Annotated in this window: 21 protein-coding genes; 8 read left to right on the top strand and 13 right to left on the bottom strand. The window is 65.5% G+C overall.

Features of this window, described 5'->3' with window-relative positions; all coding sequences use genetic code 11:
* Nucleotides 1-3 precede the first annotated feature (3 nt).
* Both IVA75_RS27060 and IVA75_RS27055 read left to right on the top strand, forming a co-directional pair.
* Nucleotides 4-1,506, top strand: coding sequence for a class I adenylate-forming enzyme family protein (locus IVA75_RS27060; protein WP_247289925.1), 1,503 nt, complete (start codon nucleotides 4-6; stop codon nucleotides 1,504-1,506).
* Between the two features lie 85 nt (nucleotides 1,507-1,591).
* Entirely contained in the window at nucleotides 1,592-2,818 is a 1,227-nt protein-coding gene (locus IVA75_RS27055) for a GGDEF domain-containing protein (RefSeq protein WP_247289923.1), read from the top strand.
* 199 nt (nucleotides 2,819-3,017) lie between these two features.
* Here the strand turns inward: IVA75_RS27055 and IVA75_RS27050 are convergent, their stop codons facing one another.
* The 3 genes from IVA75_RS27050 to IVA75_RS27040 all read right to left on the bottom strand — a co-directional run bounded on the left by IVA75_RS27050 (nucleotide 3,018) and on the right by IVA75_RS27040 (nucleotide 7,275).
* The gene (locus IVA75_RS27050) at nucleotides 3,018-3,227 is read right to left on the bottom strand and encodes a cold-shock protein (RefSeq protein ID WP_007610535.1); all 210 of its coding nucleotides are present in this window, start codon (nucleotides 3,225-3,227) and stop codon (nucleotides 3,018-3,020) included.
* Nucleotides 3,228-3,469: 242 nt separating this feature from the next.
* Nucleotides 3,470-6,988 (bottom strand): transcription-repair coupling factor, encoded by a 3,519-nt coding sequence (mfd, locus tag IVA75_RS27045; RefSeq protein WP_247289921.1) that lies wholly within the window; start codon nucleotides 6,986-6,988, stop codon nucleotides 3,470-3,472.
* Nucleotides 6,985-7,275, bottom strand: coding sequence for a succinate dehydrogenase assembly factor 2 (locus IVA75_RS27040; RefSeq protein ID WP_247289919.1), 291 nt, complete (start codon nucleotides 7,273-7,275; stop codon nucleotides 6,985-6,987). The genes mfd and IVA75_RS27040 overlap by 4 nt, the downstream gene beginning before the upstream one ends.
* A gap of 184 nt (nucleotides 7,276-7,459) precedes the next feature.
* Between IVA75_RS27040 and recG the strand changes: the two genes are divergently transcribed.
* A complete protein-coding gene (gene recG / locus IVA75_RS27035; protein WP_247289917.1) occupies nucleotides 7,460-9,568 on the top strand; it encodes an ATP-dependent DNA helicase RecG in 2,109 nt (702 codons plus the stop codon).
* Here the strand turns inward: recG and panE are convergent.
* From panE to IVA75_RS27020, 3 genes are all read right to left on the bottom strand, one after another.
* Complete coding sequence (gene panE / locus IVA75_RS27030) at nucleotides 9,565-10,494, bottom strand: 2-dehydropantoate 2-reductase (protein WP_247289916.1); 930 nt, start codon at nucleotides 10,492-10,494, stop codon at nucleotides 9,565-9,567. The two genes, recG and panE, sit on opposite strands and share 4 nt — an antisense overlap.
* Nucleotides 10,495-10,573: 79 nt before the next feature.
* Nucleotides 10,574-11,404 (bottom strand): helix-turn-helix transcriptional regulator, encoded by an 831-nt coding sequence (locus tag IVA75_RS27025; protein ID WP_247289914.1) that lies wholly within the window; start codon nucleotides 11,402-11,404, stop codon nucleotides 10,574-10,576.
* 106 nt (nucleotides 11,405-11,510) lie between these two features.
* Entirely contained in the window at nucleotides 11,511-11,900 is a 390-nt protein-coding gene (locus IVA75_RS27020) for a nuclear transport factor 2 family protein (protein ID WP_247289912.1), read from the bottom strand.
* Between the two features lie 178 nt (nucleotides 11,901-12,078).
* Here IVA75_RS27020 and IVA75_RS27015 point away from each other — a divergent pair, with 178 nt between their 5' ends.
* On the top strand, nucleotides 12,079-12,594 hold the full coding sequence (locus tag IVA75_RS27015) for an AAA family ATPase (protein ID WP_247289910.1): 516 nt from the start codon (nucleotides 12,079-12,081) through the stop codon (nucleotides 12,592-12,594).
* Nucleotides 12,595-12,622: 28 nt separating this feature from the next.
* Here IVA75_RS27015 and IVA75_RS27010 read toward each other — a convergent pair whose 3' ends face one another.
* The 3 genes from IVA75_RS27010 to glmS all read right to left on the bottom strand — a co-directional run bounded on the left by IVA75_RS27010 (nucleotide 12,623) and on the right by glmS (nucleotide 16,271).
* Entirely contained in the window at nucleotides 12,623-13,480 is an 858-nt protein-coding gene (locus IVA75_RS27010) for an NAD(P)-dependent oxidoreductase (protein ID WP_247289909.1), read from the bottom strand.
* Nucleotides 13,481-13,584: 104 nt separating this feature from the next.
* Nucleotides 13,585-14,355 (bottom strand): DUF502 domain-containing protein, encoded by a 771-nt coding sequence (locus IVA75_RS27005; RefSeq protein ID WP_247289907.1) that lies wholly within the window; start codon nucleotides 14,353-14,355, stop codon nucleotides 13,585-13,587.
* A gap of 89 nt (nucleotides 14,356-14,444) precedes the next feature.
* Nucleotides 14,445-16,271 carry a glutamine--fructose-6-phosphate transaminase (isomerizing) gene (gene glmS, locus IVA75_RS27000; protein ID WP_027567013.1) on the bottom strand — a complete coding sequence of 609 codons (1,827 nt, stop codon included), beginning with the start codon at nucleotides 16,269-16,271 and terminating at the stop codon, nucleotides 14,445-14,447.
* Nucleotides 16,272-16,490: 219 nt separating this feature from the next.
* On the opposite strand from glmS, the gene IVA75_RS26995 reads away from it, so the two are divergent.
* Nucleotides 16,491-16,709: a hypothetical protein gene (locus tag IVA75_RS26995; protein WP_247289906.1), complete on the top strand. Its 219-nt coding sequence runs from the start codon at nucleotides 16,491-16,493 to the stop codon at nucleotides 16,707-16,709.
* A 9-nt stretch (nucleotides 16,710-16,718) separates the two neighbouring features.
* Here IVA75_RS26995 and IVA75_RS26990 read toward each other — a convergent pair whose 3' ends face one another.
* Both IVA75_RS26990 and glmU read right to left on the bottom strand, forming a co-directional pair.
* A complete protein-coding gene (locus IVA75_RS26990) occupies nucleotides 16,719-16,910 on the bottom strand; it encodes a hypothetical protein (protein WP_247289904.1) in 192 nt (63 codons plus the stop codon).
* A 38-nt stretch (nucleotides 16,911-16,948) separates the two neighbouring features.
* On the bottom strand, nucleotides 16,949-18,304 hold the full coding sequence (gene glmU / locus IVA75_RS26985; RefSeq protein ID WP_247289902.1) for a bifunctional UDP-N-acetylglucosamine diphosphorylase/glucosamine-1-phosphate N-acetyltransferase GlmU: 1,356 nt from the start codon (nucleotides 18,302-18,304) through the stop codon (nucleotides 16,949-16,951).
* Nucleotides 18,305-18,477: 173 nt separating this feature from the next.
* Between glmU and IVA75_RS26980 the strand changes: the two genes are divergently transcribed.
* Nucleotides 18,478-19,827 (top strand): hypothetical protein, encoded by a 1,350-nt coding sequence (locus tag IVA75_RS26980; RefSeq protein ID WP_247289900.1) that lies wholly within the window; start codon nucleotides 18,478-18,480, stop codon nucleotides 19,825-19,827.
* 294 nt (nucleotides 19,828-20,121) lie between these two features.
* Here IVA75_RS26980 and IVA75_RS26975 read toward each other — a convergent pair whose 3' ends face one another.
* Complete coding sequence (locus IVA75_RS26975) at nucleotides 20,122-20,268, bottom strand: hypothetical protein (protein WP_155809610.1); 147 nt, start codon at nucleotides 20,266-20,268, stop codon at nucleotides 20,122-20,124.
* A gap of 184 nt (nucleotides 20,269-20,452) precedes the next feature.
* Here IVA75_RS26975 and IVA75_RS26970 point away from each other — a divergent pair, with 184 nt between their 5' ends.
* On the top strand, nucleotides 20,453-20,833 hold the full coding sequence (locus tag IVA75_RS26970; protein WP_027567016.1) for a hypothetical protein: 381 nt from the start codon (nucleotides 20,453-20,455) through the stop codon (nucleotides 20,831-20,833).
* Here the strand turns inward: IVA75_RS26970 and IVA75_RS26965 are convergent.
* Entirely contained in the window at nucleotides 20,793-22,352 is a 1,560-nt protein-coding gene (locus tag IVA75_RS26965) for a beta-(1-6) glucans synthase (protein WP_247289898.1), read from the bottom strand. The two genes, IVA75_RS26970 and IVA75_RS26965, sit on opposite strands and share 41 nt — an antisense overlap.
* A 330-nt stretch (nucleotides 22,353-22,682) precedes the next feature.
* Here IVA75_RS26965 and IVA75_RS26960 point away from each other — a divergent pair, with 330 nt between their 5' ends.
* On the top strand, nucleotides 22,683-23,273 hold the full coding sequence (locus IVA75_RS26960) for a beta-1-3, beta-1-6-glucan biosynthesis protein (protein ID WP_247289897.1): 591 nt from the start codon (nucleotides 22,683-22,685) through the stop codon (nucleotides 23,271-23,273).
* Nucleotides 23,274-23,300: the final 27 nt, after the last annotated feature.

Genomic DNA, 23,300 nt, shown 5'->3' with positions numbered 1-23,300 from the left:
GCCGTGAACCAGCCAGCCGTATCGCCGACGCTCGACACGCTGTTTCAGCGCACGCTGATGCGGCAGCCGCACGCGACCGCTCTGCTCGACCCCCTGAACAAGTTCCGCGTGACCGGGCACCAGCCGCGGCGGATGAGCTATGCCGAGGCTGACACGGCCATCGAGGCGCTGTCGGCCTATTTCGTCGAATCGGGCCTGCCGGCCAATTCCGTCGTCGCGATCCAGCTGCCGAACACGGTCGAGTTCGTGCTCACCGTTCTCGCCGCCCATCGCGCCGGCCTCGTCGTCGCCGTGCTGCCACTGCTCTGGCGCCATGCCGAACTGACCGCCGCTCTCAACCGCACCGCGGCGCGCGCCATCGTCACCATGTGCACGGTCGACGGCGTCAGCTATTCCGATCTCGCGATGCACGCGGCCGCGGAAGCCTTCTCCATCCGCCATGTCTGCGGCTTCGGCACCAACCTGCCCGAAGGTATGGCCTCGCTCGACGACGTGCTGGCCCGTCCGCCCGGCACCGCGCGCGCCGTGATTCAGGATGGCCGCAAGGCGGCGATGATCTCCTTCGACGTCACCGCGGAAGGCTTTCGTCCGGTGCCACGGCCGCATTTCAGCCTCATCGCCGGTGGGCTCGCGATGTCGCTGGAAGCCGACATCAGGCAAGGCGCGACCGTGATGGCGGCGTTCACGCCGATGTCGTTCGCGGGGCTCGCCTCCTCGCTCGCGGTGTGGCTGCTGTGCGGCGGCACGCTGGCGCTGCATCATCCGTTCGAGAACGACGTGCTGGAGCAGCAGATCAACGCGCACGAATGCGACGTGCTGATCGCGCCGGCGCAATTTGCCCAGCGGCTGGGCGATTCCGATCTTGCGGCGCGGATGCCGACCTTGCGCAACGTCATCGGCCTGTGGCGTGCCCCCGAGCAGGTGGCGGCGAGCGAGGCATGGATCGCGCCGCATGCGCCGTTCACGGACGTCTATCTGTTCGGCGAGGCCGGATTGTTCGGCGCCCGGCGTGGCGAGGACGGCATGCCGGTGCCGGTGATGCCGGGACCGCACGGCGCGCCGCGCGAGCAGTCGGGTTCGTCGATCGCCGGCGAGATTCTGCTGACGCCGAAGGGCACGCTCGGGCTGCGCGGCCCGATGGTGCCGATCGCGGCCTATGCCCCGCCGCCGCCGGTCGGCGACAGCCTGATCGCGCAGCCGCCACGCGACTATGTCGATACCGGCTATGCCGCGCGGCTCGATCGTCCCAGCGGCGCGATCTGCATCACCGCGCCGCCCTCCGGGATCATGGCCGTCGGCGGCTACCGCTTCCTGTCCAACGACCTCCAGGAATGGGCGCGCCGGCTCGGCCAGGGCGCCTTGCTGACCGCGCTGCCCGACCGGCTCTCCGGTCACCGGCTCGCGGGCCGGGCCCAGGACAATGCCCGCGCCCGCGAGGCGCTCAGCGAACTCGGGCTTAACCCTCTGATGGTCGAAGCTTTTCGCGACCGTTCCGGGCCGGTCTAAGCGTAGTTTCGACCGTTCCATTGACGCTGCATTAAGGCGGCCGGACTAGATTGCGCGGCACCTGTTGCGTGATCAGAGTCTCTCGATGTCCCAGGCCGGCCCGATCCTGTTTGTGTCCAATGGCGAGCGGCCGGCCTTCATCGCGGCGCTGGACGAGGCGCGATTCTTCCCCGTGATCGACACCGCCTGGGCCGGCGCGGTGCGCGCGGTCGAAGAGGTACAGCCGGCCGTGGTTCTCGCCGCGATGGATGCCGGGCACGAGCCGCATCTGGCGCCGCTCGCCAGAAAGATCGCGGAGCAATCGCCCTACCTTCCCTTCGTGGCGCTGGATGCGGCAGGCGCACTCCCGCACAACGCCCTGCCCTTCTCTTCCTCGCGCGCCGGCCATTCCGAACGCCTGATCGCGCGGCTTCGCGCCGCACTACGGATTCGCACGCTCCATGCCACGGTGCTGCGCCGGCTGCCCGAGGTGAAAGTCGCGCTGCCGGAGGCTGATCCCGTTCGCGATGCCACGGTGCTTCTGATCGGTCGCGGCGCTGCTTACCCCGCGCTTTCCGTCGCGCTCGGCGAGCGCGTCGGCGTCATCGGGGCACTGTCGATCGAGGCGGCGGCCAAGCATCTCAACACCCGCGACCTCGACGGCGTCGTGCTCGCCGAAGGTTTTACCCCCCGCGTGACCGATGCCTTCCTCACGGTGCTCGCCGAGGACACCCGCTTCCGCAGCCTGCCCGTGATCGTCACTGCGCATCAGCTCACGCAGACTTACGACCTGCCCAATCTCGAGCTGATCCCGGGCGAGCCGGCCAAGGTCGCCGCCAACGCGCTGCCCCTGATCCGCCAGCACGCGATGGAAGCCCAGCTGAGCCGCACCCTGCGCTCGATCGATGCCGGCGGCTGGCTCGACCCGCGCAGCGGCCTGCTCACGGTGGAAGCCTTTGCACGCGATTTTGCCAAGGCGGTCGAGCAGACACTGGCCCGCGGTGGCGGCCTCTCGGTCGCGCGCTTCGCCTTCGACCCCGGCAATTCCCGCGCCCAGCTCGATGCCGCGCGTATTCTGAGCCGCCTGATGCGGCAGATGGATTTCGGCGTGGCGCAGAAGGACGGCTCGGTCATCGTCGTGTTCGCGGAGACCGACTTCCGCACCGCCCACATGATCGCCCGCCGCCTCTCCGCGGTGATGCGGCATACCTCGAACGGCAAGCACGAGATGCGCAGCGATCCCGTCATCTCGGTGGATTCGCTGTCGCCGTCGGATACGGCACGGTCGCTGCTTGGGCGGCTGTCGGCCGATGCGTCACGGGCGGCGTCATAGTCATCCGCCGGCGCTCGCTGCCGTCAGAGCTCGACTGCTCTTATGTGGAACTTTACGCGAAACGGCGTTCGCATTCTCATTCGCGACGGCCGGCAGCCGGCGCAAAAAACCCGCGGCCGGTGAACGGTCGCGGGTCCAAAGATCCGAAGCTCTGCCAGTACATCCGTGGTCAAAGCAACGTCAATGAGATTGCGGCAGCCTATGCGGCGCGCAGATCTTCAGCAGCAGACTTGCCGGTCCGGCGATCTGCAACGATTTCAAAAGAAACCTTCTGCCCTTCGTTGAGGGTATTCATGCCGGCGCGTTCAACGGCGCTGATATGAACGAAGACATCCTGGCTGCCTTCGTCCGGCTGAATGAATCCGAAGCCCTTTTGGCTGTTAAACCACTTCACAGTTCCCGTCGTCATGGGGATCGTCCTTTAAGATAGATAAACGTTTAGCCGCGCTCAGAAGCGCGGTGGGTGTCGTCGAGATCTGGAGGGAGGGTCGTCAGTCAGGCGCGCTTTTCAGCGGCGAGGCCAAGTCGTTCGGCCGAAACTCGATAGATTGAAGGTAGCAACTGTTCGATCATTCCGCAAGTGATCATATGTCGCTGTTCCCGGATCCGGGCGCGGCGCGTCGTTTCGCGCCGCGCCGCCTCCGGAAACTTCTACGCCGCCTTCTTGCTCTGCGCGAGCTGGGCCAGCTGGCGCATGATCTCGGTGGTGCCGGCCAGACGCTCCTCCGGCGTCTCCCAATCCTGCAGGAACACCACCTTCATGTCGGGCCGCACCTTCGCGGCCTGGCCATGACTGCGGATGAACGACACCAGGCGGTCGGGATGGGCGAATGAATTATCACGGAAGGCGATGACGGCGCCCTTCGGACCGGCATCGATCTTCCCGACATTGGCCTGACGGCAGAACGCCTTGATCGCGGCGACCTTGAACAAATAGCGCACCTCGTCCGGCAGCACACCGAAACGATCGCGCATCTCGGCGCCGAAGTTCTCGATCTCCTCCTCGCTGTCGAGGTCGGCCAGCCGGCGGTAGAGCGACAGCCGCACCGAGAGATCGCCGACATAGTCCTCCGGAATGAGCACGGGCATGCCGATGGTAATCGTCGGCGACCAGCGGTCGGCGGCGGGCTCGGACACGCCGGCCTTGAGGTTGACGATCGCCTCCTCCAGCATCGACTGGTAGAGCTCGAAGCCGACCTCCTTGATGTGGCCGGACTGCTGCTCGCCCAGGATGTTGCCGGCGCCGCGGATATCGAGGTCGTGCGAGGCGAGCTGGAAGCCCGCGCCCAGCGTCTCCAGCGATTGCAGCACGGTGAGCCGGCGCTCGGCCTGCGCCGTGATCTTCTGCTGCGCCGGCAGCGTGAACAGCGCATAGGCCCGCAGCTTGGAACGGCCGACGCGGCCGCGGAGCTGATAGAGCTGGGCGAGGCCGAACATGTCGGCGCGATGCACGATCAGCGTGTTGGCATTGGGAATGTCGAGGCCGGATTCCACGATCGTGGTCGACAGCAGGATGTCGAACTTGCCGTCGTAGAACGCGGTCATGATGTCCTCGATCACGGCGGGCGGCATCTGCCCGTGCGCAACCGCGACCTTCATCTCCGGAACGTTCTTGTCGAGGAAGTCCTTGACCTCGGCGAGGTCGTCGATGCGCGGCACCACGTAGAACGCCTGGCCGCCGCGATAGCGCTCGCGCAGCAGCGCCTCGCGGATCATCAGGGGATCGTGCGGAGCGACGAAGGTGCGGACCGCGAGACGGTCGACGGGGGGCGATGCGATGATCGAGAGCTCGCGCACGCCGGTGAGCGCGAGCTGGAGCGTGCGCGGGATCGGCGTGGCCGACAGTGTCAGCACGTGCACCTCGGCGCGGAGCTGCTTCAGCCGCTCCTTGTGGGTGACGCCGAAATGCTGCTCCTCGTCGACGATCAGCAGGCCGAGGTCGCGGAACTTGATCGACTTGCTGAGCAGCGCGTGAGTGCCGACGACGATATCGACCGAGCCGTCGGTGAGGCCCTTCTTGACCAGATTGAGCTGCTTGGCCGGGACCAGGCGCGAAGCCTGCGCCACCTGGACCGGGAAACCCTTGAAACGGTCGGTGAACGTCTTGTGGTGCTGGCGGGCGAGCAGCGTGGTCGGCACCACGACCGCGACCTGCTTGCCTTCGAGCGCCACGGCGAAGGCAGCGCGCAGCGCCACCTCGGTCTTGCCGAAGCCCACGTCGCCGCAGATCAGCCGGTCCATTGGACGGCCGAGCTCGAGGTCCTTCAGCGTGGACTCGATCGCGCCAAGCTGATCCTCGGTCTCGTCATAGGGGAAGCGCGCGCAAAACTCGTCGTAGAGGCCCGGCTGCACCGGCAACTTCGGCGCTTCGTGCAGATGCCGCTCGGCGGCGATCTTGATCAGCTCGCCCGCGATCTCACGGATGCGGTTCTTGAGCTTGGCCTTGCGCGTCTGCCAGCCCGAACCGCCGAGACGATCGAGTTCGACCGAGGTCTGGTCGGAGCCGTAGCGCGACAGCAGCTCGATGTTCTCGACCGGCAGGAACAGTTTTGTCTCGGCGGCATAATGCAGCTCGAGGCAGTCATGCGGCGCACCGGCGACGTCCAGCGTCTGCAGGCCGATGAAGCGGCCGATGCCGTGATCGACGTGGACCACGATGTCGCCGGCGGCGAGGCTCGTCACCTCCGAGATGAAATTGTCGAGCTCGCGGCTCGCCTTGCGCGGCCGGACCAGCCGATCGCCAAGGATGTCCTGCTCGCTGATGAGCGCGATCTCGTCGGTCTCGAAACCGCTTTCGAGGCCGAGCACGGCGAGCATGGTCTCGTTGCGCGGGGTCGCTTGCACCGTGCGCCAGCTATTGACGCTGGTCACAGGCGTGAGCTTGTGATCGCGCAGCATCGAGGTCATGCGGTCGCGCGAGCCCTCCGTCCAGAGCGCGATGACCACCTTCTTGCGGCTTGTCAGTAGCCCATGCACATGTGCGACGACGGCTTCGAAGACATTGACATTGTTATCGTTGCGCTCCGGCGCGAAGTCGCGGCCTTTGCGTGCGCCGGCATCGACCACGCTGGTGCCATCGGCAGGCACCGAAAACTGCGTCAGCCGCACCAGCGGCATCCCGCTCTCGCGCTTGGCCCACTCCTCCTCGGTCAAATAGAGCCGGTCAGGCGGCAGCGGCTTGTAGATGGCGCCGCCGCCCGGATGCTCCATCGCGTCGCGGCGGGCCTGGTAATAATCGAGGATCTGCTTGAAGCGCTCGCGGATGGCATCCTCGGCCTGCGGCTCGATCGCGACGGCTGCTCCTTGCAGATAGTCGAACAGCGTGTCCATCCGGTCCTGGAACAGCGGCAGCCAGTGCTCCATGCCGGGATGACGGCGGCCCTCGCTGACGGCTTCGTAGAGCGCATCGTCGCGCTCGGGCGCGCCGAACTCGGCGACATAGCCCATGCGAAAGCGGCGGATGGTGTCGGTGACGAGCTGGAATTCGGAGATCGGCACGAGATCGAGCGCGCGCATGTCAAGCAGCGTACGCTGGGTCTCGGCATCGAAGGTGCGGATCGATTCCAGGCTGTCGCCGAAGAAGTCGAAGCGGACGGGCTGTTCCAGGCCGGCCGGAAACAGGTCCAGAATGCCGCCGCGCACCGCGTATTCGCCGGGCTCGCGCACGGTCGAGGAGCGGTTGTAGCCGTTGTGCTCGAGCCAGGCGACGATGGTGTCCATCGGCACGACGTTGCCGGGCGCGACCGACAGCGCCTGCGCCGCAACGAGGTCGCGTGCCGGCACGCGCTGCACCGCGGCGTTCACCGTGGTCAGCACGATCAGGGGCTTGTCGCTGCCGGTCAAGGACGCCAGCCGTGCCAGCGTCGTCAGCCGCTGCGCGAGGACGCCGCCATGCGGCGAGACGCGGTCATAGGGTTGGCAATCCCAGGCCGGAAATGTCAGCACGGGCAAATCGGGCGCGAAGAATTGCAGCGCACGTTCGAGCTGCTGCATCCGCGGGCCGTCGCGGCAGATCACCGCGAGGCTGACAGCCGGCTTCTTCGGCCGCGCCGCGATGGCGCGCGCGAGATCGGAAACGACGAGGCCCTCGGCACCCTCGGCGACATTGGCAAGCGTGAGTGCGCGGCCGGGCGTGAGCAGCTCGGCCGGCGATTTCATCCCCGGCTTCATACGTCGCGGTCCGCGATCGGAAACGCCTTGATGCGCGCAAACAGCGGGCCGACGACGTCGGCGGCAAGCACCTTGTCGCCGGTGATGGCGGCATAGAGGTCGGGATCGGCCTCTTCGAGCAAGGTCTCGAGCTGCGTCAGCTCGTCATCGGACAGGTTGCCGATCTCGGCATCCGCGAAGCGGCCGAGGATCAGGTCCATCTCGCGCGTGCCGCGGTGCCAGCAGCGGAACAGAAGCCGCTTGCGGCGGTCGTCCAGCCCGTTGCTCGATCGTGTCGTTCCCGTCATGTCTCAATTCCAGTCAAACGCCAAAAGCCCGGACGTGCCGGGCCGGGGTGATATAGCCACTCGGGCGGGCCCTGTCAGCCCTCGATTTGTCATGGCCCGCTGCCGCCGCAGGGACACGAAAAAACACGTGGATGCCGGCCATAAAGCCGGGCATGACCAGCGAAAACGATCCTAGGTTCGCCTGATGCGCCCCAGCCTGCTCAATCCGCTGTTTGCCCCCGTGACCAGCCTGCCCGGCGTCGGTCCGAAGCAGGACAAGCTGCTACAATATCTGCTCAGCCGCAGCGAGACGCCGCGGCTGGTCGATCTGTTGCTGCATTTGCCGAGCCAGGTCATCGACCGCCGGGCGCGGCCGAAGATTCGCGACGCCGTGCAGGGAACCATGGTCACGCTGGAGGTCACCGTCGACCGCCACCGCCCGCCCCCGCCGCGCAATGCGCGTGCGCCCTACCTCGTCTACGCCAGCGACGATACCGGCGACGTCGTGCTGACTTTCTTCCGCGCAAAGCCCGGCTATGTCGAGAAGCTGCTGCCGATCGGCGAGAAGCGCTTCGTCTCCGGCACGCTGCAGATGTACGACGGCATTCCGCAGATCGTGCATCCCGACCGGGTGCTGGACGAGGAGGCGATTTCAAAACTATCCGGCATCGATCCCGTCTATCCCTTGACCGAAGGCCTTGCGCTCGGCTCGCTGCGCCGCGCGGTCGCGCAGGCGCTGCAGAAGCTCCCGGCACTGCCGGAATGGATCAGCCCGGAGGTGCTGCGCCGCTGCGGCTTCCCGCCGATCACCGAGGCGCTCATCCGCGTGCATCAGCCGGTCGAGCTCACCGACATTCTGCCCGACCAGCCGTTCTGGTCGCGCCTCGCCTTCGACGAACTCCTGGCCGGGCAACTCGCCCTTGCCCTGATTCGCGCGCAATTGCGTCGCCCGGCCGGTGTGCGCAACGCCGGCGACGGGCACCTCCGCAACAAGATCATCGACGCCCTGCCCTATGCGCTGACGTCATCCCAGCGCGACGCAGCAGCCGCCATCGCCAATGATCTACAACAGCCGGTGCGCATGTTGCGCCTGCTCCAGGGCGACGTCGGCTCCGGCAAGACCGTGGTCGCGCTGCTCGCTGCCGCTGCCGTCACCGAGGTCGGCAAGCAGGCGGCGCTGATGGCTCCGACCGAAATCTTGGCCCGTCAGCACATCAAGACCATCGCGCCGCTCGCCGAGCGCGCGGGCATGCGGGTCGCGATCCTCACCGGCCGCGAAAAGGGCAAGGAGCGGCGGGACCTGCTGGCACACCTCGAAGCCGGCGAGATCGACCTGCTCGTCGGCACCCATGCGCTGATCCAGGATGACGTGATCTTCGGCGATCTCGCCCTCGCCGTCGTCGACGAGCAGCATCGATTTGGCGTGCGCGAGCGGCTGGCGCTGACGTCGAAGGGCGCGGCCGTCGACGTGCTGGTGCTGAGCGCCACGCCGATCCCGCGCACGCTGGTGCTGACCTATTTCGGCGACATGGACATCTCCGAGCTCAGGGAGAAGCCGGCCGGCCGCCAGCCGATCGAAACCCGCACCATATCGATGAGCCGCCTCGGCGAGGTCACCGACAGCATCGGTCGCGCGCTCGAATCCGGCAAGTTGGTCTACTGGATCTGCCCGCTGGTCGAGGAATCCGAGGCCGAGGGCACCGAGCACCTGACCAATGCGACCAAGCGTTTCGAGAGCCTGCAAAAGCGTTTCGGCGACCGCGTCGGCCTCGTCCACGGTCAGATGAAGGGCACCGAGAAGGACCGCGTCATGGGCCAGTTCGCCGCCCACGAGATCGGCTTGCTGGTCGCGACCACCGTGGTCGAAGTCGGTGTCGACGTGCCGGCGGCGACCATCATGGTGATCGAGAACGCCGAACGCTTTGGCCTCGCCCAGCTTCATCAATTGCGCGGCCGCATCGGGCGCGGCTCGGAGGCTTCGACCTGTCTGCTGCTCTACTCCGAGCCGCTCGGCGAGATGTCGAAGGCGCGGCTGAAGGTGATCCGCGAGACCACCGACGGCTTTCGCATCGCCGAGGAAGATCTGAAACTGCGCGGCGAAGGCGATGTGCTCGGCGTGCGCCAGAGCGGCTTGCCCGGCTACCGCATCGCCCGCTCGGAGGTGCACGGTCAGCTCATCACGCAGGCCCGCGACGAGGCGCTGCGCATCCTGAAGGACGATCCAAAGCTGAAGGGCGAGCGCGGCGAGGCGTTGCGATGCCTGCTGTATCTGTATGAGCGGGATGAAGCGATTCCGCTGATCGGAGCGGGTTAGCTGGCCGCTCGTTGCCGCCCAATCTCATAGGCCGCCACATGCGCGCGGGCCAAATCCAGCAGCGGCGTGTCGATGCCGAGTGCACGGGCCCGGTTGGCCATATCGCCGAGGATATGCTCCGCCTCGGTGATCGAGCCGCGCTCGATATCACGCAGCATCGAGGCCTTGAGCGGGGAGTCCGGGGTCGTGAACAGCTTCCGGTCAAACTCGATGAAAGGCGCTCGCGGCTCAAAACCCGAGGCCGTCGCGACGGCGCAGCATTCGGCGAACAGGCGGAAGATGTACTGCTCGCCGTTCGGCACGGCCAGAATGTCTCCGATGCTCGCACGCATCAGGCAGGTGATGCCGGCGAGCGTCGAGAGCTGGACGAATTTCTCCCACATGTCCTGCATGATCGCTTCGCTGGCGCGCACGTCGATACCGGGCACGTGCAGCAGCGTCTCCAAGGCCAGCACACGCTCGCTCAACGAACCCTCGATCTCGCCGAACACGATGGTCTGATTGGCCATGAAGTGAACGACACGGCCATCCGCGTCGAGCCCGGCACTGACGTTCGCGAGCCCGCCGAGGACGCAGCTCGCGCCGAATCGCGCAGTCAGGGCGTCGACATGTTTCAACCCGTTGAGGATCGGCAAAATCATCGTGTTCGCGCCAACGGCCGGGGCAAACTGGGCCATCGCATCGTCGAGCGAGTAGGATTTCACCCCGACGAGCACGACGTCGAAGGGGTGCTTGACATCGTTGGCCAGGATGACGTTCGGCTGCACGGCGAAGTCGCCATGCGGGCTCACGACCTGCAATCCATTCCGCCGCAATTGCTCCGCACGCCCGGCCCGCACCAGAAAGGTCACGTCGCCGCCGGCTCGGACCAGGCGCGCTCCGTAGTAGCCTCCAAGCGCTCCCGCGCCGATCACAAGTACTCTCATTCGAACTCCCGATGCGGAGGAATTTCTTCCGAAGGAACAATAACAGATGGGCCGCGCGCCGTCTCGCGGCGACGCCCCCTCACCCCGAATGCGCTTGCAAAAATTTGCCGTGCTCCGCTTCGGTCGCATCGTTGGCGGGGAACATGCACTCGAGCCGCAGTTCCTCCGCCGTCACCGTCTGCGGCGTTCCGACCGTCGTGATCAGAGAGAAGTAGTCCAGCGTCACGCCGTCCTTGACGAAGGACAGCGGGATCATCGGCATCGCATCGGAGGCCGACGGCGCACGCCATTCCGGCTTCACCCCGGGGTACTGCGACAATTGCTCCAGCAGTGCCTTCGTCCTGATGTCAACCACGTGTCCGACGGCCTCGCGATACACCCGCGCCAGCAGCCCGCGTGCGGTCTGCGGCCAATTCGCGATGAAGGGGCGCATGCCCTCCGGATCGAACATGAGATGCAGCAGGTTTCGTGGCGCCGGCCGTGCGGACATGTCGATGAAGCAATTGAACATTAGCGGCGCAGCCTCATTGGTCATCAGCACGTTCCAATACCGGTCCATGACGATGGCGGGAAACGGCTCGTGCTGACGCAGCATGCGTTGCAGGGCACGGTTGATGCTCGTCATGGCGGGCGCCTCGAGCGCGGGATCGGAATAAGTCGGCGCATAGCCTGCAGCCAGCAGCAGCTCGTTGCGTTCGCGCAAGGGCACGTCGAGGGCTTGCGCAAGATCGAGCAGCATCTGGCGGCTCGGAACGCTGCGGCCGCTCTCGACGAAGCTGATGTGCTTCTGCGAGACGCCGGCGTCGAAGGACAGATCGAGCTGCGTCTTGCCACGAATGTCCCGCCATTGACGCAGCAGCGCGCCCGCGGAACTGGCGCGCGTCTTGGGGGCACTGGCCGTCGCTTTCATGGCCGACTGATCCTTCCTGTCAATGTGCGGCATCGTCAACGCGCATCGGCGGCGGTGCGTCGGCTTATCCGAGACACCGCCGCCGATGGTAGCAGGTTCGAAGCGATCAACCGAAGGCGACCGGTCCCACGGCGCCGACCCAGTGCCGTACCTTGGTGGCGTCCCTCTCGTCCATGTAGAAGAAGTGCGTCATCGTCGGATGAACCGTCTTCATCGAGGGATCATCGGGTGTCATGTCCACGATACCGCGAAACACCTTCAGGGCGCCGGCGTCCCAGTATTCGGTGACGTGATGCAGCGCGGTGAAGCCGGTGTCGATGAAGGCTTTGAGGTTGGCGCGGATCGCCTCGCGCCCCTTCCAATCGGCGACGCCGAGGTTGCAGACGGCATCCTCCGCAAAACAATCAAAACCTCGTCCAAAGGTCTTGTCGTCGATCTCCCGCCACATGTCGAGCAGCCATCGCGGCGGCTCCTTCTTCGTAAACATGACTTGCATAGCTCTCTCCTGATGCACCGACACACGCGCGACAGGAGGCTTGATTGAATGCGTCCTGTCGGGTGGATGACCGGGACAGTAGCCAGGCTGCGGATGGGCTCAATTACATGCCAGGTAATAAAGCGCGTTCGGGAAGCCTCCTCTTTCCCTGGCCCCGACTTTATGGAACCCTACGACGATGCGCCGGATCATCGTCGTGGGCTGTCAGGGCAGCGGAAAGACGAGCCTCTCCCGGAATCTCGGGCGAAAGCTCGGGCTGCCCGTGGTGCATCTCGACGTGCTCTACTGGCGGCCGGGCTGGAAGCCATCCGACAAGCCGAGCTTCCGGGCGCGTGTCACTGACGCGATCGCGGGCGACGCATGGGTTGTCGACGGCAGCTTCTCGGGACTTGCCTTCGATCTCACGCTCGCGCGCGCCGATACGCTGGTCGTCATCGACCGCCCGCGCTGGCTCTGCCAGTGGCGCATTCTCCTGCGATCCGCCTTCGATCGCGACAAGACCCGGCCTGACCTCCCCGAAGGGTGTCCCGAACAGTTCGATTGGAAATTGATGTGCGAGGCCTGGCGCTACGACACCGAGCGCGCGCCTGTCATCGAGGCCGAGCGCGTGCAGTATGGCGCTGACGTCCCGGTCGTTCGCTTGAGACGCGATCGGGACATCCAGGGTTTTCTGGATTCGGTGCACGGCAGATGATCGATGGCCGTGACGTGAGACTGGACGATCAGGATTTCTTCTGCGCGATACGTGCGGCGAATGCCTTCATCAGGTCGGTATCCGCCGCGTCGCCTTTGGCGTCCTCGGCGAGATGCTCGAACCAGCGCGCAAAGCCTTCGTAAACCTGGCTCGCCGGATGATCGGGGCCGAGAAAGCCGGAAATCTCCCGCATCTCCGCAACCCAGCGATAGGCTTTCGGAATCATGTCCGGCAGCGCGACTTCGAGCCGGGCCAGAACCGCGGGCTGGCTGAGTGCGAGTTCGTCGCGCAGCGCATCCGCAGCCCCCGCTTTCGTTGCCGCGACCACCATCGCCGAGCCGATGCCGGCGAGGCCCTTGACGATACCGGCATAGGACATTTTCAGCGCGGACGCGGCACCGACCGGCCCTTCGACGATCCGCACGTCGAGCCCGAAATCCTTCAGCACGGCGACATCCTTGGCGTGCTCGCCCGACATGTAGAAGGCCGGGCTCTTGCCGCCGGGCTGGGGCGGGAACCCGATGATGCCGGCATCGACGAACGGCGCCTGTGCCGAGCCGATGATCTCCTCGATCCTCATCACGGTATCGACGTTGACGGCATTGCAATCGACCACGACCGGCTTCTTCTCGCGCCGGACGATCAGCCCGGCAAGCCACTCGGCGAGCGCCACGGCTTCGCCCGGCGGCACGATCGAGAGGATGATGTCGGCGTCCGCGATCGCGTCGTCCTCGGCGCCGATCATGCCGGTATCCGCCGCGCGTTTGCGCGTCGCCTCGCTCCGCCCTCTCAACGACGTCAGCACGCGCGCACCGTGCTCGCCGAGACGGCGGGCCACGGCACTGCCCATGGCACCGGGCGCGAGGATCGCAATGGTTTTGGACATCGTGCACTCCAGATCGAATTTCGAGCAACGCGCTCGGTTCAACCGGAGACTAGCAGAGGACGGGACGCCAGCGTGAGCGCCGGCCATCCCGCAGAGGAATGGCCCTACTCCACCTTCGCAGGCTGAGGCTGGAGCGCCGAGGCGTTGGCAATACGCGCGGCATTCGCCATGCCAGCGAGGGCCGCCGCCTTCTTCGAATCGGGCGCCGAGCCCGGCTGCACCACGCCGGCCGACATGATCAGCGTCGCGGCGTCTTCGGTGCTCATGTCGACCTCGACGATCTTGCCCTTGGGCACGTAGAAGAAGAAGCCGGTGGTCGGGTTCGGCGAGCAAGGCAGGAACACCGAGACGTGCTCCTCCTGACCAGGCAGGCTGCGGGAGACATCCTCGTTCGGCGATTGCGAGATCAGCACGATCGACCACATGCCCGGCGAGGGAAACTCGACCAGGCCGACCTTGCGGAAGCTCGAGCCCTTGCCCGAGAACAGGGTCTCGAACACCTGCTTGAGGCCGCGGTAGATGGCGCGCACTGCCGGAATGCGGCCGAGGAAAGTCTCGCCAACATCGACCAGTGTCCGGCCGATCAAATTGGCCGCGAGGAAGCCGACCAGAGTCAGCGTGAAGAATGCGACGATCAGCCCCCAGCCGGGGATGACGTACGGCATGTAGGTTTCAGGCCGATAGGCCAGCGGCACGAACGGCCGCACCACGCCATCAACCCAGGTGACGAACCACCAAACCAGATAAAAGGTGATCGCAACCGGTCCCGTCACCACGAGCCCGGTGAGAAAATAATTGCGGAAGCGGCCTATCAGGCCGGTATGCGGCTCCGGCACGGGATCAAGAGGCGCAGGCGCGTCGTCACGGGGGTTCATTCGGGTTCCAGGTCGGTCGCTTCGTTCAAGCTAGGGTCTTCTAGCAGGTTTTGGAAGACCACGAAGCATTCCGCACTCGACCCTTCTGCCTATTCCACCGTCACGGATTTCGCGAGATTGCGCGGCTGGTCGACGTCGGTCCCCATAATGACCGCCGTATGATAGGCGAGCAGCTGAACGGGGACGGCATAGACCATCGGCGTGAACGCCGCCGCCATATCAGGCATGACGATGGTGACGAGGGATTCGACGGTCGCCTCCGCCGCGCCTTTGGCGTCGGTCATCAGGATGATCTTGCCGCCGCGGGCAGCGACCTCCTGCATGTTAGAGACGGTCTTTTCGAACACCCGGTCGTAGGGCGCGATGACGACGACGGGCATGGTCTCGTCGATCAACGCGATCGGACCGTGCTTGAGCTCGCCGGCGGCATAGCCCTCGGCGTGGATGTAGGAGATCTCCTTCAGCTTCAACGCGCCTTCGAGGGCGAGCGGGAAGCTGGTGCCGCGACCGAGATAGAGCACGTCGCGCGACTTGGCGATCTCGCGGGCGAGCTTCTCGATCTGGAGCTCGGTGGTGAGCGCATCCGACATCAAACGCGGGATCTCGACGAGCCCGTGGACGAGCTTGGTCTCGTCCTCGTCGGACAGTTCGCCGCGGGCCTTGCCGGCTGCGATCGCAAGATTTGCCAGCACCATGAGCTGGCAGGTGAAGGCCTTGGTCGAGGCGACGCCGATCTCTGGGCCGGCCAGCGTTGGCAGCACAGTCTCGCTTTCGCGCGCGATCGTCGAGGTCGGCACGTTGACGACGGCGATCGTATGCACGCCCTGGTCCTTGGCGTAACGCAGCGCGGCCAGGGTGTCGGCGGTCTCGCCCGATTGCGAGATGAAGATGGCGAGATCGCCCTTGCGCAAGGGCGCCTCGCGGTAGCGGAATTCGGAGGCGACATCGACTTCGACCGGCACGCGCGCGAAACGCTCGAACCAGTATTTTGCGACGAACCCGGCGTAGCTCGCAGTGCCGCAGGCCGTGATGTTGATGCGCTGGATATTCTTGAAGTCGAACGGCAGCTTGACCGGCAGCGAGACCCGCTCGGTCGCCATGTCGACATAGCGTGCCAGCGTATGGCCGACCACTTCAGGCTGCTCGTGGATCTCCTTGGCCATGAAGTGGCGATAGTTGGCCTTGTCGACCAGCGAGGTCGAGGCGGCGTGCTTGGTCTTCTCGCGCTGGACGGCGTGGCCGTCCTTGTCGAAGACCGAAGCGCTCGTATGGGTCAGCACGACCCAGTCGCCGTCCTCGAGATAGCTGATCGTGTCGGTGAACGGCCCCAGCGCAATGGCGTCGGAGCCGAGATACATCTCACCGTCACCATAGCCGATCGCGAGCGGCGGACCGTTGCGGGCGCCGATCATCAAATCGTCCTCGCCGGCGAAGATGAAGCCGAGCGCGAACGCGCCGCGCAGCCGCGCCAATGTCAATTTCACCGCTTCCACCGGCTTGTTGCCGCGCGTGAGCAGATCGTCGACGAGATGCAGCACGATCTCGGTGTCGGTCTGGGTGTGGAACACCGTGCCTTTCTTCTCGAGCTCCTCGCGCAGCTCGCGGAAATTCTCGATGATGCCGTTGTGAACCACGGCGACACGCTCGGTCGCGTGCGGGTGCGCATTGTTCACGGTCGGCTTGCCGTGGGTGGCCCAGCGGGTGTGACCGATTCCGGTCGAGCCCTTGAGCGGCTCGGCTTCCAGCCGCTTCTCCAGATTCTTCAGCTTGCCCTCGGCGCGGCGGCGCTCGAGATGCTTGCCCTCGAGCGTGGCGACGCCCGCGGAATCATAGCCGCGATATTCAAGACGTTTGAGCGAATCCACCAATTGCTCTGCAACCGGCTCGCGCCCGAGAATGCCGACAATCCCGCACATGCGGATCAATATCCCCCAAATCGTCGAAAAATCGCCTAAACGACGCGCTCGGTTTTTAGCGAAGTTCCTAAGGAACCAGATACTCAATAATTATTGCCGATTGAGACAGCACCGACGGCAACGCGCCTCGCCTGCGTCGAACTGGCTGAGCCTTAAACCTCGCGCATTAACTTGTTGTCAACGAATTTGGCCAACCCTTGCGTCCCAAGGAGAGAGGCCATGAAAGGCTCATCCAACCGCAAAAGTCCGTCATCGATGGCGGTGCGCGCCAGCGAGACCACCGGCACGCACCTTGCGCATTGGCCGCCGCCCCAGCGCGGCAAGGAAAGCAAGCCCGTTTTCATCAAGCACGCCGCCGGCGAGCCGGCGAAGCGTGCAAAACCGCGCGGCTGGCGCCTGACGCGCGCGATCTTCTCGGAATTCGCCGACGACGAATAGCGGCGCGCCTCACCACCTCAGCACCAGGGCACACACGAGGAATACGACGAACGCCCAAAACGCTATTCCGGTGAACAGCGGCGCGGTCTCATGCTCATGCGGGCGGCGTACGCCGAACTGTTCCAGCAGCCATCGTCCCGGCGGCTTGATGACGTTCTCGACGAAGAATTTGAGTACTTCGTAGTCGTTATCGTCGTTCATGAGCGCGCAGCTCTGGCAGCACCGATCAATTCAGCCGCTCACTTCTCCGCCTTCTTCCCTCGCGTCTTCATCTCGCGATAGCGCGCCGCACCACCTTCGCGGATGGTCTGCGGGCTGCGCTCCAGCGCCATGGCGTCATCAGGCACGTCGCGGGTGATCACCGAGCCCGAGCCGATATAGGCCCCGTTGCCGATCGTCACCGGCGCGACCAGCGAGGAGTTGGTGCCGACGAAGGCGCCCTGCCCGATGATCGTCTTGTGCTTCTTGAAGCCGTCGTAGTTGCAGGTGATGGTGCCGGCGCCGATGTTGGAATTGGCGCCGATCGTGGCGTCGCCAATGTAGGAGAGATGGTTGACCTTGACGCCGGCCTCCAGCGTCGCGGCCTTGGTCTCCACGAAATTGCCGATGCGCGCGCCGTCGCCGAGCGACGTGCCGGGCCGAAGCCGCGCATAGGGGCCGATGGAGACCTTCTTGCCGAGCTTGGTCTCGACGATATGCGAGAAGGAATGGACCACCGTGCCGTCGCCGATCGAAACGCCGGGGCCGATCACCACGAACGGCTCGATCGTCACGTCCTTGCCGAACACGGTATCGGCGGCGAGATAAACGGTTTCGGGCGCGATCAGCGTGACGCCGGCCTCCATCGCCACTTTCCGCAGCCGCGCCTGCATCACGCTTTCGGCCTCGGCGAGCTGCGCCTTGGTGTTGATGCCGCGCACTTCGTCCTCGCTGGTTTCGATCACCACGGCATCCCATCCCTGTTCGCTGACAATGCCGACCGCGTCGGTCAGATAATATTCGCTCTTGGAATTCGCATTGCCGATCTTGTCGAGGATCGCGAGCGCGCGGCGCCCGTCGATCGCCATGACCCCGGCATTGCAGAGGTCGATCTTGCGCTCCTCTGCGCTGGCGTCGGCCTGCTCGCGGATCGCGACCAGGCGGTCGCCGTCCACGATGAAGCGGCCATAGCCGGTGGGATCGGCGGCCCGGAAGCCGAGCGCCGCAATCGCGGCGCCTTTGGCGAGCGGCGCGCGCAGCCGCGCAAAGGTCTCGGCCGAGATCAGCGGCGTGTCGCCGAACGCAATCAGCAGGTCGTCCACGCCCCGCACAATGGCATCGCGCGCCGCCAGCACCGCATGCGCGGTGCCGAGCCGGTCCTGTTGCACGAAGGTGAGCGCGTCGGGGCGGATGCGCTTTGCCTCGTCCGCCACCGCCTGATGGTCGGGTCCGATCACGACCGCGAGCGAGGTGCCGGTTCCCTTGGGCGCCGCGGCGAGCACGTGGGCGAGCAGGCTCTGATGCGCGACCGAATGCAGCACTTTCGGCAGGTGTGAGCGCATACGCGTGCCTTCGCCGGCGGCGAGCACGATCGTGAGGCTGGAACGGGCGGTCATCGAAATCCTGTCAATCGGCCGAATCAAGTGGCGCCAGCGGGCGACGGCCGCCCTGATGAGTTATCGCCTTGCTACCCCCGCAAACGCCCGGAGTTCAAGTGCGACACGCTTTTCCTGTTAATGTTCCCTGATTGATTCGGGGAAGCCGGACAGGGGTTGGGCACTTAACGTTCATGGCAAAGGATTCCGACCCACTGGCGGATGCCTTCGGCGCCAAGGAGACCGGCGGGCTGTTCTCCGGACTTGTGGCCGAGGAGAGTTCGTTCGATCGCGGCATGATGTGGCGGCTCGGCTCATGGGGCGTGGCGGCCGTCGGCGCCGTGGTGCTTGCCGTGTTCGCCAACCAGGCCCAGCTCGGCTGGCGGCGCGATCAGGTTGCGTCCGCCGATCTCGCGCGGCAGGCCGACCGGCTCCAGATCCTGACCAAGGAGAGCCAGAACGAGGCCCGCCGGCTCGCCTCCGCGATCGAGACGCTGAACACCGATCGCGACCGGCTCTATTCGCGCGTCACCGTGCTGGAGCAAGGGCTCGATTCCGTCACCGGCGCCATCGCCAAGCAGACGACAACGCCGCCGCAGGCGTCCATTGCGAAGCCGCAGGACGCGCCGGCTTTGATCGGGCCGCCGGCGCCCGGCATCGGGCCGGTCGCCTCGACACCAGCTCCGGCCAACGACAAGCCGCGCACCGAGGCCGCAAAGGAGCCGTCGAGCCCGCCACCACAGAGCGCAGCGGCGGCCTCGCTGGTCGCGCAGTCGCCGGCGACGAATTCGGCACTGCCGATGCTTCCGTTGGTCCCATCCAAATCGATCATGGCGCCGCCCGATCCGGCCGCCCCGAAACTGGTTCAGCCCGAGGCCGCTGAGAAGACCACTGAGAAGGCTGCCGAGAAGAAGCCCGATCCAGTTCCCGCCCCGGTCGAAGTCGCCGCTGCACCAGCCAAGCCGCCGGAGGCTGCCGAAAGCGAGGCTCCCGCGATCGCGGTCCAGCAGACGCGCTTTGCGATTGATCTCGGTGGCGCCAACTCGCTCGAAGGCCTGCGTGCACTGTGGCGCGGGGTGACCAAATCCAATCCCGAGATCGCGGCGCTGCGGCCGATCATCATGATCAAGGAAGGCAACACCGGCCTCGGCATGCAGCTCCGCCTCGGCGCCGGCCCGCTCATCAACGCAGCAGCTGCGGCAAAACTCTGCGCCGGCCTCGCCGAGAACGACCGCCACTGCGAGACCACCGTGTTCGACGGTCAGCGGCTGTCACTGCGCGGCGGCCAGGAAAAGCAAGAGAAGACTCAGGATCGAGTTCAAGAGAAGAACTCAGACAAGAACCAGGACTCGGTGCCGCAAGCCGAGACCGCCCCGGCGCCCGCGCCCGCCGCCAAGCCCGACAAGCATCGTCGCAGCTATTCCTCGAAACGCTCGTCGAAGCGCGAGGAGCCCGCGCCTGCTCCTGCGGCGCAGCCGGCCGCACAGCCGAAGCCGGAGACGGCGTCGGCGGGATCGACGCTGTCGTCGTTCTTCAGGCGGTAGACGCGGCATCCGCTCTGCGGCGGGAAGACCATCTCGCGGCTAACGTATCAAACGATACGGAGGTGCCCGACATAAAACGGCAGGATCCGCGACGAAGATGATTCGGAGCGGAGATGGCGGACGAGATGTTTCTGCGCGAGCACCTCGCGCTCATCCGCGAGTTGGCCGAACAGGCCGACCCCCCATATCAAGAAGCGATTGCTGGCCTTGGCCGAAAAATACGAACGTCGGCTGAGGGACCAGAACCGGACGATACAAACTCGCCCTTGAGAGCTCATCGGCGCACGCAACCACCTACTCGATGCGCGCTTTTTCCTTCAGGTCACGAATGCGGTTGTCAGCCTCATCCTTCGACTGAACCAGTTCCGACCAATCCTCGACCCGAGCTTGCTTGCTCAGCCGCTTGAGTTCGTCCAGTTGCTCCTGAGTTGGCTTTTCCATGCTCGCTCCTTGTATGCAGCGTGCGTTGCGCGGTCACACCGTTTCAAAACCTGCGCAGCCCCAGCCTGTTCCTGGATATCTTCGGGCCAGGCGCGGCCGCCTTGCTCCTCCCTCAACTGGCCGCAATCGACATAAATTCACCTTCCCTGTTGCCCGTCCGCGCCTTCCCGACCATATTGGCGCCATGACAAAAAAGCCCTTCCGCCTCACGCCCTACCAGGTGCAGTTCTTGATCGTCGTCGGCTTCGCCAGCGTCGGCTATGCGCTCTATCTGCGCTATCTCGGAATCGAAAACTCGCAGGTCGGTCTCGCCTGCGACGCCGGGCTTCAGACCCTGGTCTGCAAGGCGCGCTCGGTCTCGACCGTGCTGTTCAAGAATTCGGTGTTCGGCATCGTCGCGCTGGTGGTGGCGACGCTGAACCTGATGCGGCCGTCGATCGTGCTGCTCACCGTCGGCATCATCGCCGCCGGCCTCGGCATCGTGCTCTACAATATCGTGCTGTCGGGCCTGGCGATCGGCCTGTTCATTCTTGGATTTGCTCGGCCCGCGCCCGCCACAGCGTGAGCGCGAACAAGAGATAAATCGCGCAGGTCCACAGCGACTGCCAATTGTCGCGGCCTTCGTTGAACAGCACATAGGCCGCCGACAGCGTCAGCACACCGGCGAACACCGACTCCGCGATCGGACGCTGGCCGATCTGCGGCCGGTTCAGCATCAACAGCGCGAACGGCACCACCGCCATCGTCAGCGAGGCGTAGGGGAAGTCGTGGTAGCGTGGGTCGAACACGAAGGCGAGCGCGGTCTGCGCCGCGATCACCGCCGTCACCGCCAGCGTCAGACCCAGCACGGCGGTGAGCTTCGACCATTTCCGGCCCTCGCGCGGACCGAGCAGATCGAGGAAGGTCGGAAGGCTGCGGCCAATCACCATCGCCTGCGCGCAGAAGATCGGCGACAGGATGCCGGCCGCGAGCAGCGTGCCCCAGAGCAGCCAGCCGCCGATGCCGTAGCTCTCGTAGTACATCTTGTCGGCGCCGATCCCGAGCAGGATGCCGGCCGAGGTCGCCGAGATCGCCACACCGAGCCATGCCGAGAAGCGCGGTGTCCAGGGCCTGCGCCGCAACGTCAGGCCGGCCACCGCGAACACCAGCACGCAGAGGCCCATGCCGGCGCCCATGTACCATTTCCAGTAAGGGAAATTGCTGATCGGCTGGCCCGGCGGATATTTCAGGCTCCGGCGCACCGAATCATAGAGGCCCCAATAGCCGCCGACGGTACCTTCCAGCTTGCGCTTCCACGGCTGGTCGTAGGACTCGATCAGATTGACGCGGAATTTCTGCGCTTTCGCGAGACTCAGGATCTCCGAGACCACGCGCGCCTGGTTGGTGCGCGACGGCAGCGCCCCCTCGCGCATGCGCCCTTCGCTCGGCCAGCCGGTTTCGCCGATCAGGATCTCCTTGCCGGGAAATGCGACCGCCATGCGCTCGCGGATCTGTTCGACATGGGACGCGGCAAACTTCGCCTTGACCGGGAAGTCCTCCCAATAGGGCAGGATGTGGATCGTGACAAAGTCGACGGCGTCATAGATTTCGCGATTCCTGAGCCAGAACTCCCAGACATCGGCATAGGTGACGGGCACGCTGACTTGCGCCTTCACGGAGCGGATGATGGAGACGAGGTCCGCGGTCGTCATCTCGCCGCGCAGCAGCACCTCGTTGCCGACGATGATGCTGGTGATGATTCCGGGGAAATCCTTGGAAAGACGAATGGCGAGCGCGGCCTGCTCGAAATTCTTGGTGCGATTGCTGGAGAGCCAGATGCCCTGGAGCACTTTCAGCCCCCCGATCCGGGCCGCGATCGCCGGCACCTGGTCCAGCCCGTTCTCCATCGAATAGGTGCGGACGCAGTCGGTGATCTCCTTGAGCTGGCGCAGGTCCTGCTCGATCTGGTCGGCCTCGATATGGGTCCATGCGTTCAGCGGCGACTGCTCGCCGCGGAACGGCGCGTAGGAGACGCACTGGACCTTGTCGGCGGGATCGATCGGGGCGCGCGCGAGCGAGATCGGCGTGGCAAGCCACCACCACACGGCAGCGATCGCACCCAGTGAAACGAGCAGAAGCGCCAGTGGCGTACGAAGAGAAATCGGTTCCGTCCTCCGCGAAGGGCCGTCGATTACCTGCTAGCACGCCGTCTGCCAAGGGGGTGACTCCGTTATGGATCCATCCCTCCCCTGAGGAATTTACCTGCGGCCGTTCGACCGAGGCCTAGGATCGTGACTTTGCTGGACAAAATTCCAGATTCAGGCCATGGACTCGGGAGGACTTTTCCGCCGCATTGGAGACCCATTTGGACGCCATCACGCAGGCGCGTCCGCGAAGGTCCTGACGCGGACGGTCAGTGATATATTGGGGAATTCATGCGGCAACGGGTGTTCGAGTTACGAAATGCGGTCCTGCGGCAGTTCGCCGCCACCTTGGCCGTTTCTTCCCTTGTCATCCTGATGGGTATCGGCGCGGCCTCCGCCCAGAGCGGCACGCCCGCCCCGGACCAGAGCAAGGCAGCCGCCCAACCCGCCGACGCGGCCAAGGATGCCGCCCAGAACCAGCGCCGCACCGACGAATTCGCCGAAGCAGCCCAGGTCATCAGCGGCCCCGCCGGCAACCCCGAATGCGTCTGGCTCGGCCGCCGCGTGGTGCGGCTGATGTGGCGGGATGACCTCGATACCGCATTCCGCCATCTCGACCTCTACGACCGCTTCGGCTGCCCCGGCGGCCACATCCAGGCTGCGTTCCGCTGCCTGACCCGCTTCGGCGGCCAGATCGATCCCAAGGTCGCCGAGACCCTAGATAGCCGTGTGCACGCTTGCTGGATCAACCCGGCGTCGCAGCCGCAACAGGCGGCGGCCGCAGCCTCGCAGCCGGCCGCGCCGGCAGCGGGCAATGCGCAGCCGCAGCCGGCCGCGAGCCCCTCGCCGGCGGCAAGCCCGTCACCGGCGCCCCCGAAATAGCCGCGATTGTTTCAGCCTCCGTTCAGG

Origin of the sequence: Bradyrhizobium sp. 134 (assembly GCF_023074155.1) — a bacterium.
In the GTDB taxonomy this organism is placed as follows: domain Bacteria; phylum Pseudomonadota; class Alphaproteobacteria; order Rhizobiales; family Xanthobacteraceae; genus Bradyrhizobium.
This window is presented reverse-complemented; position numbering and strand designations above follow the sequence as displayed.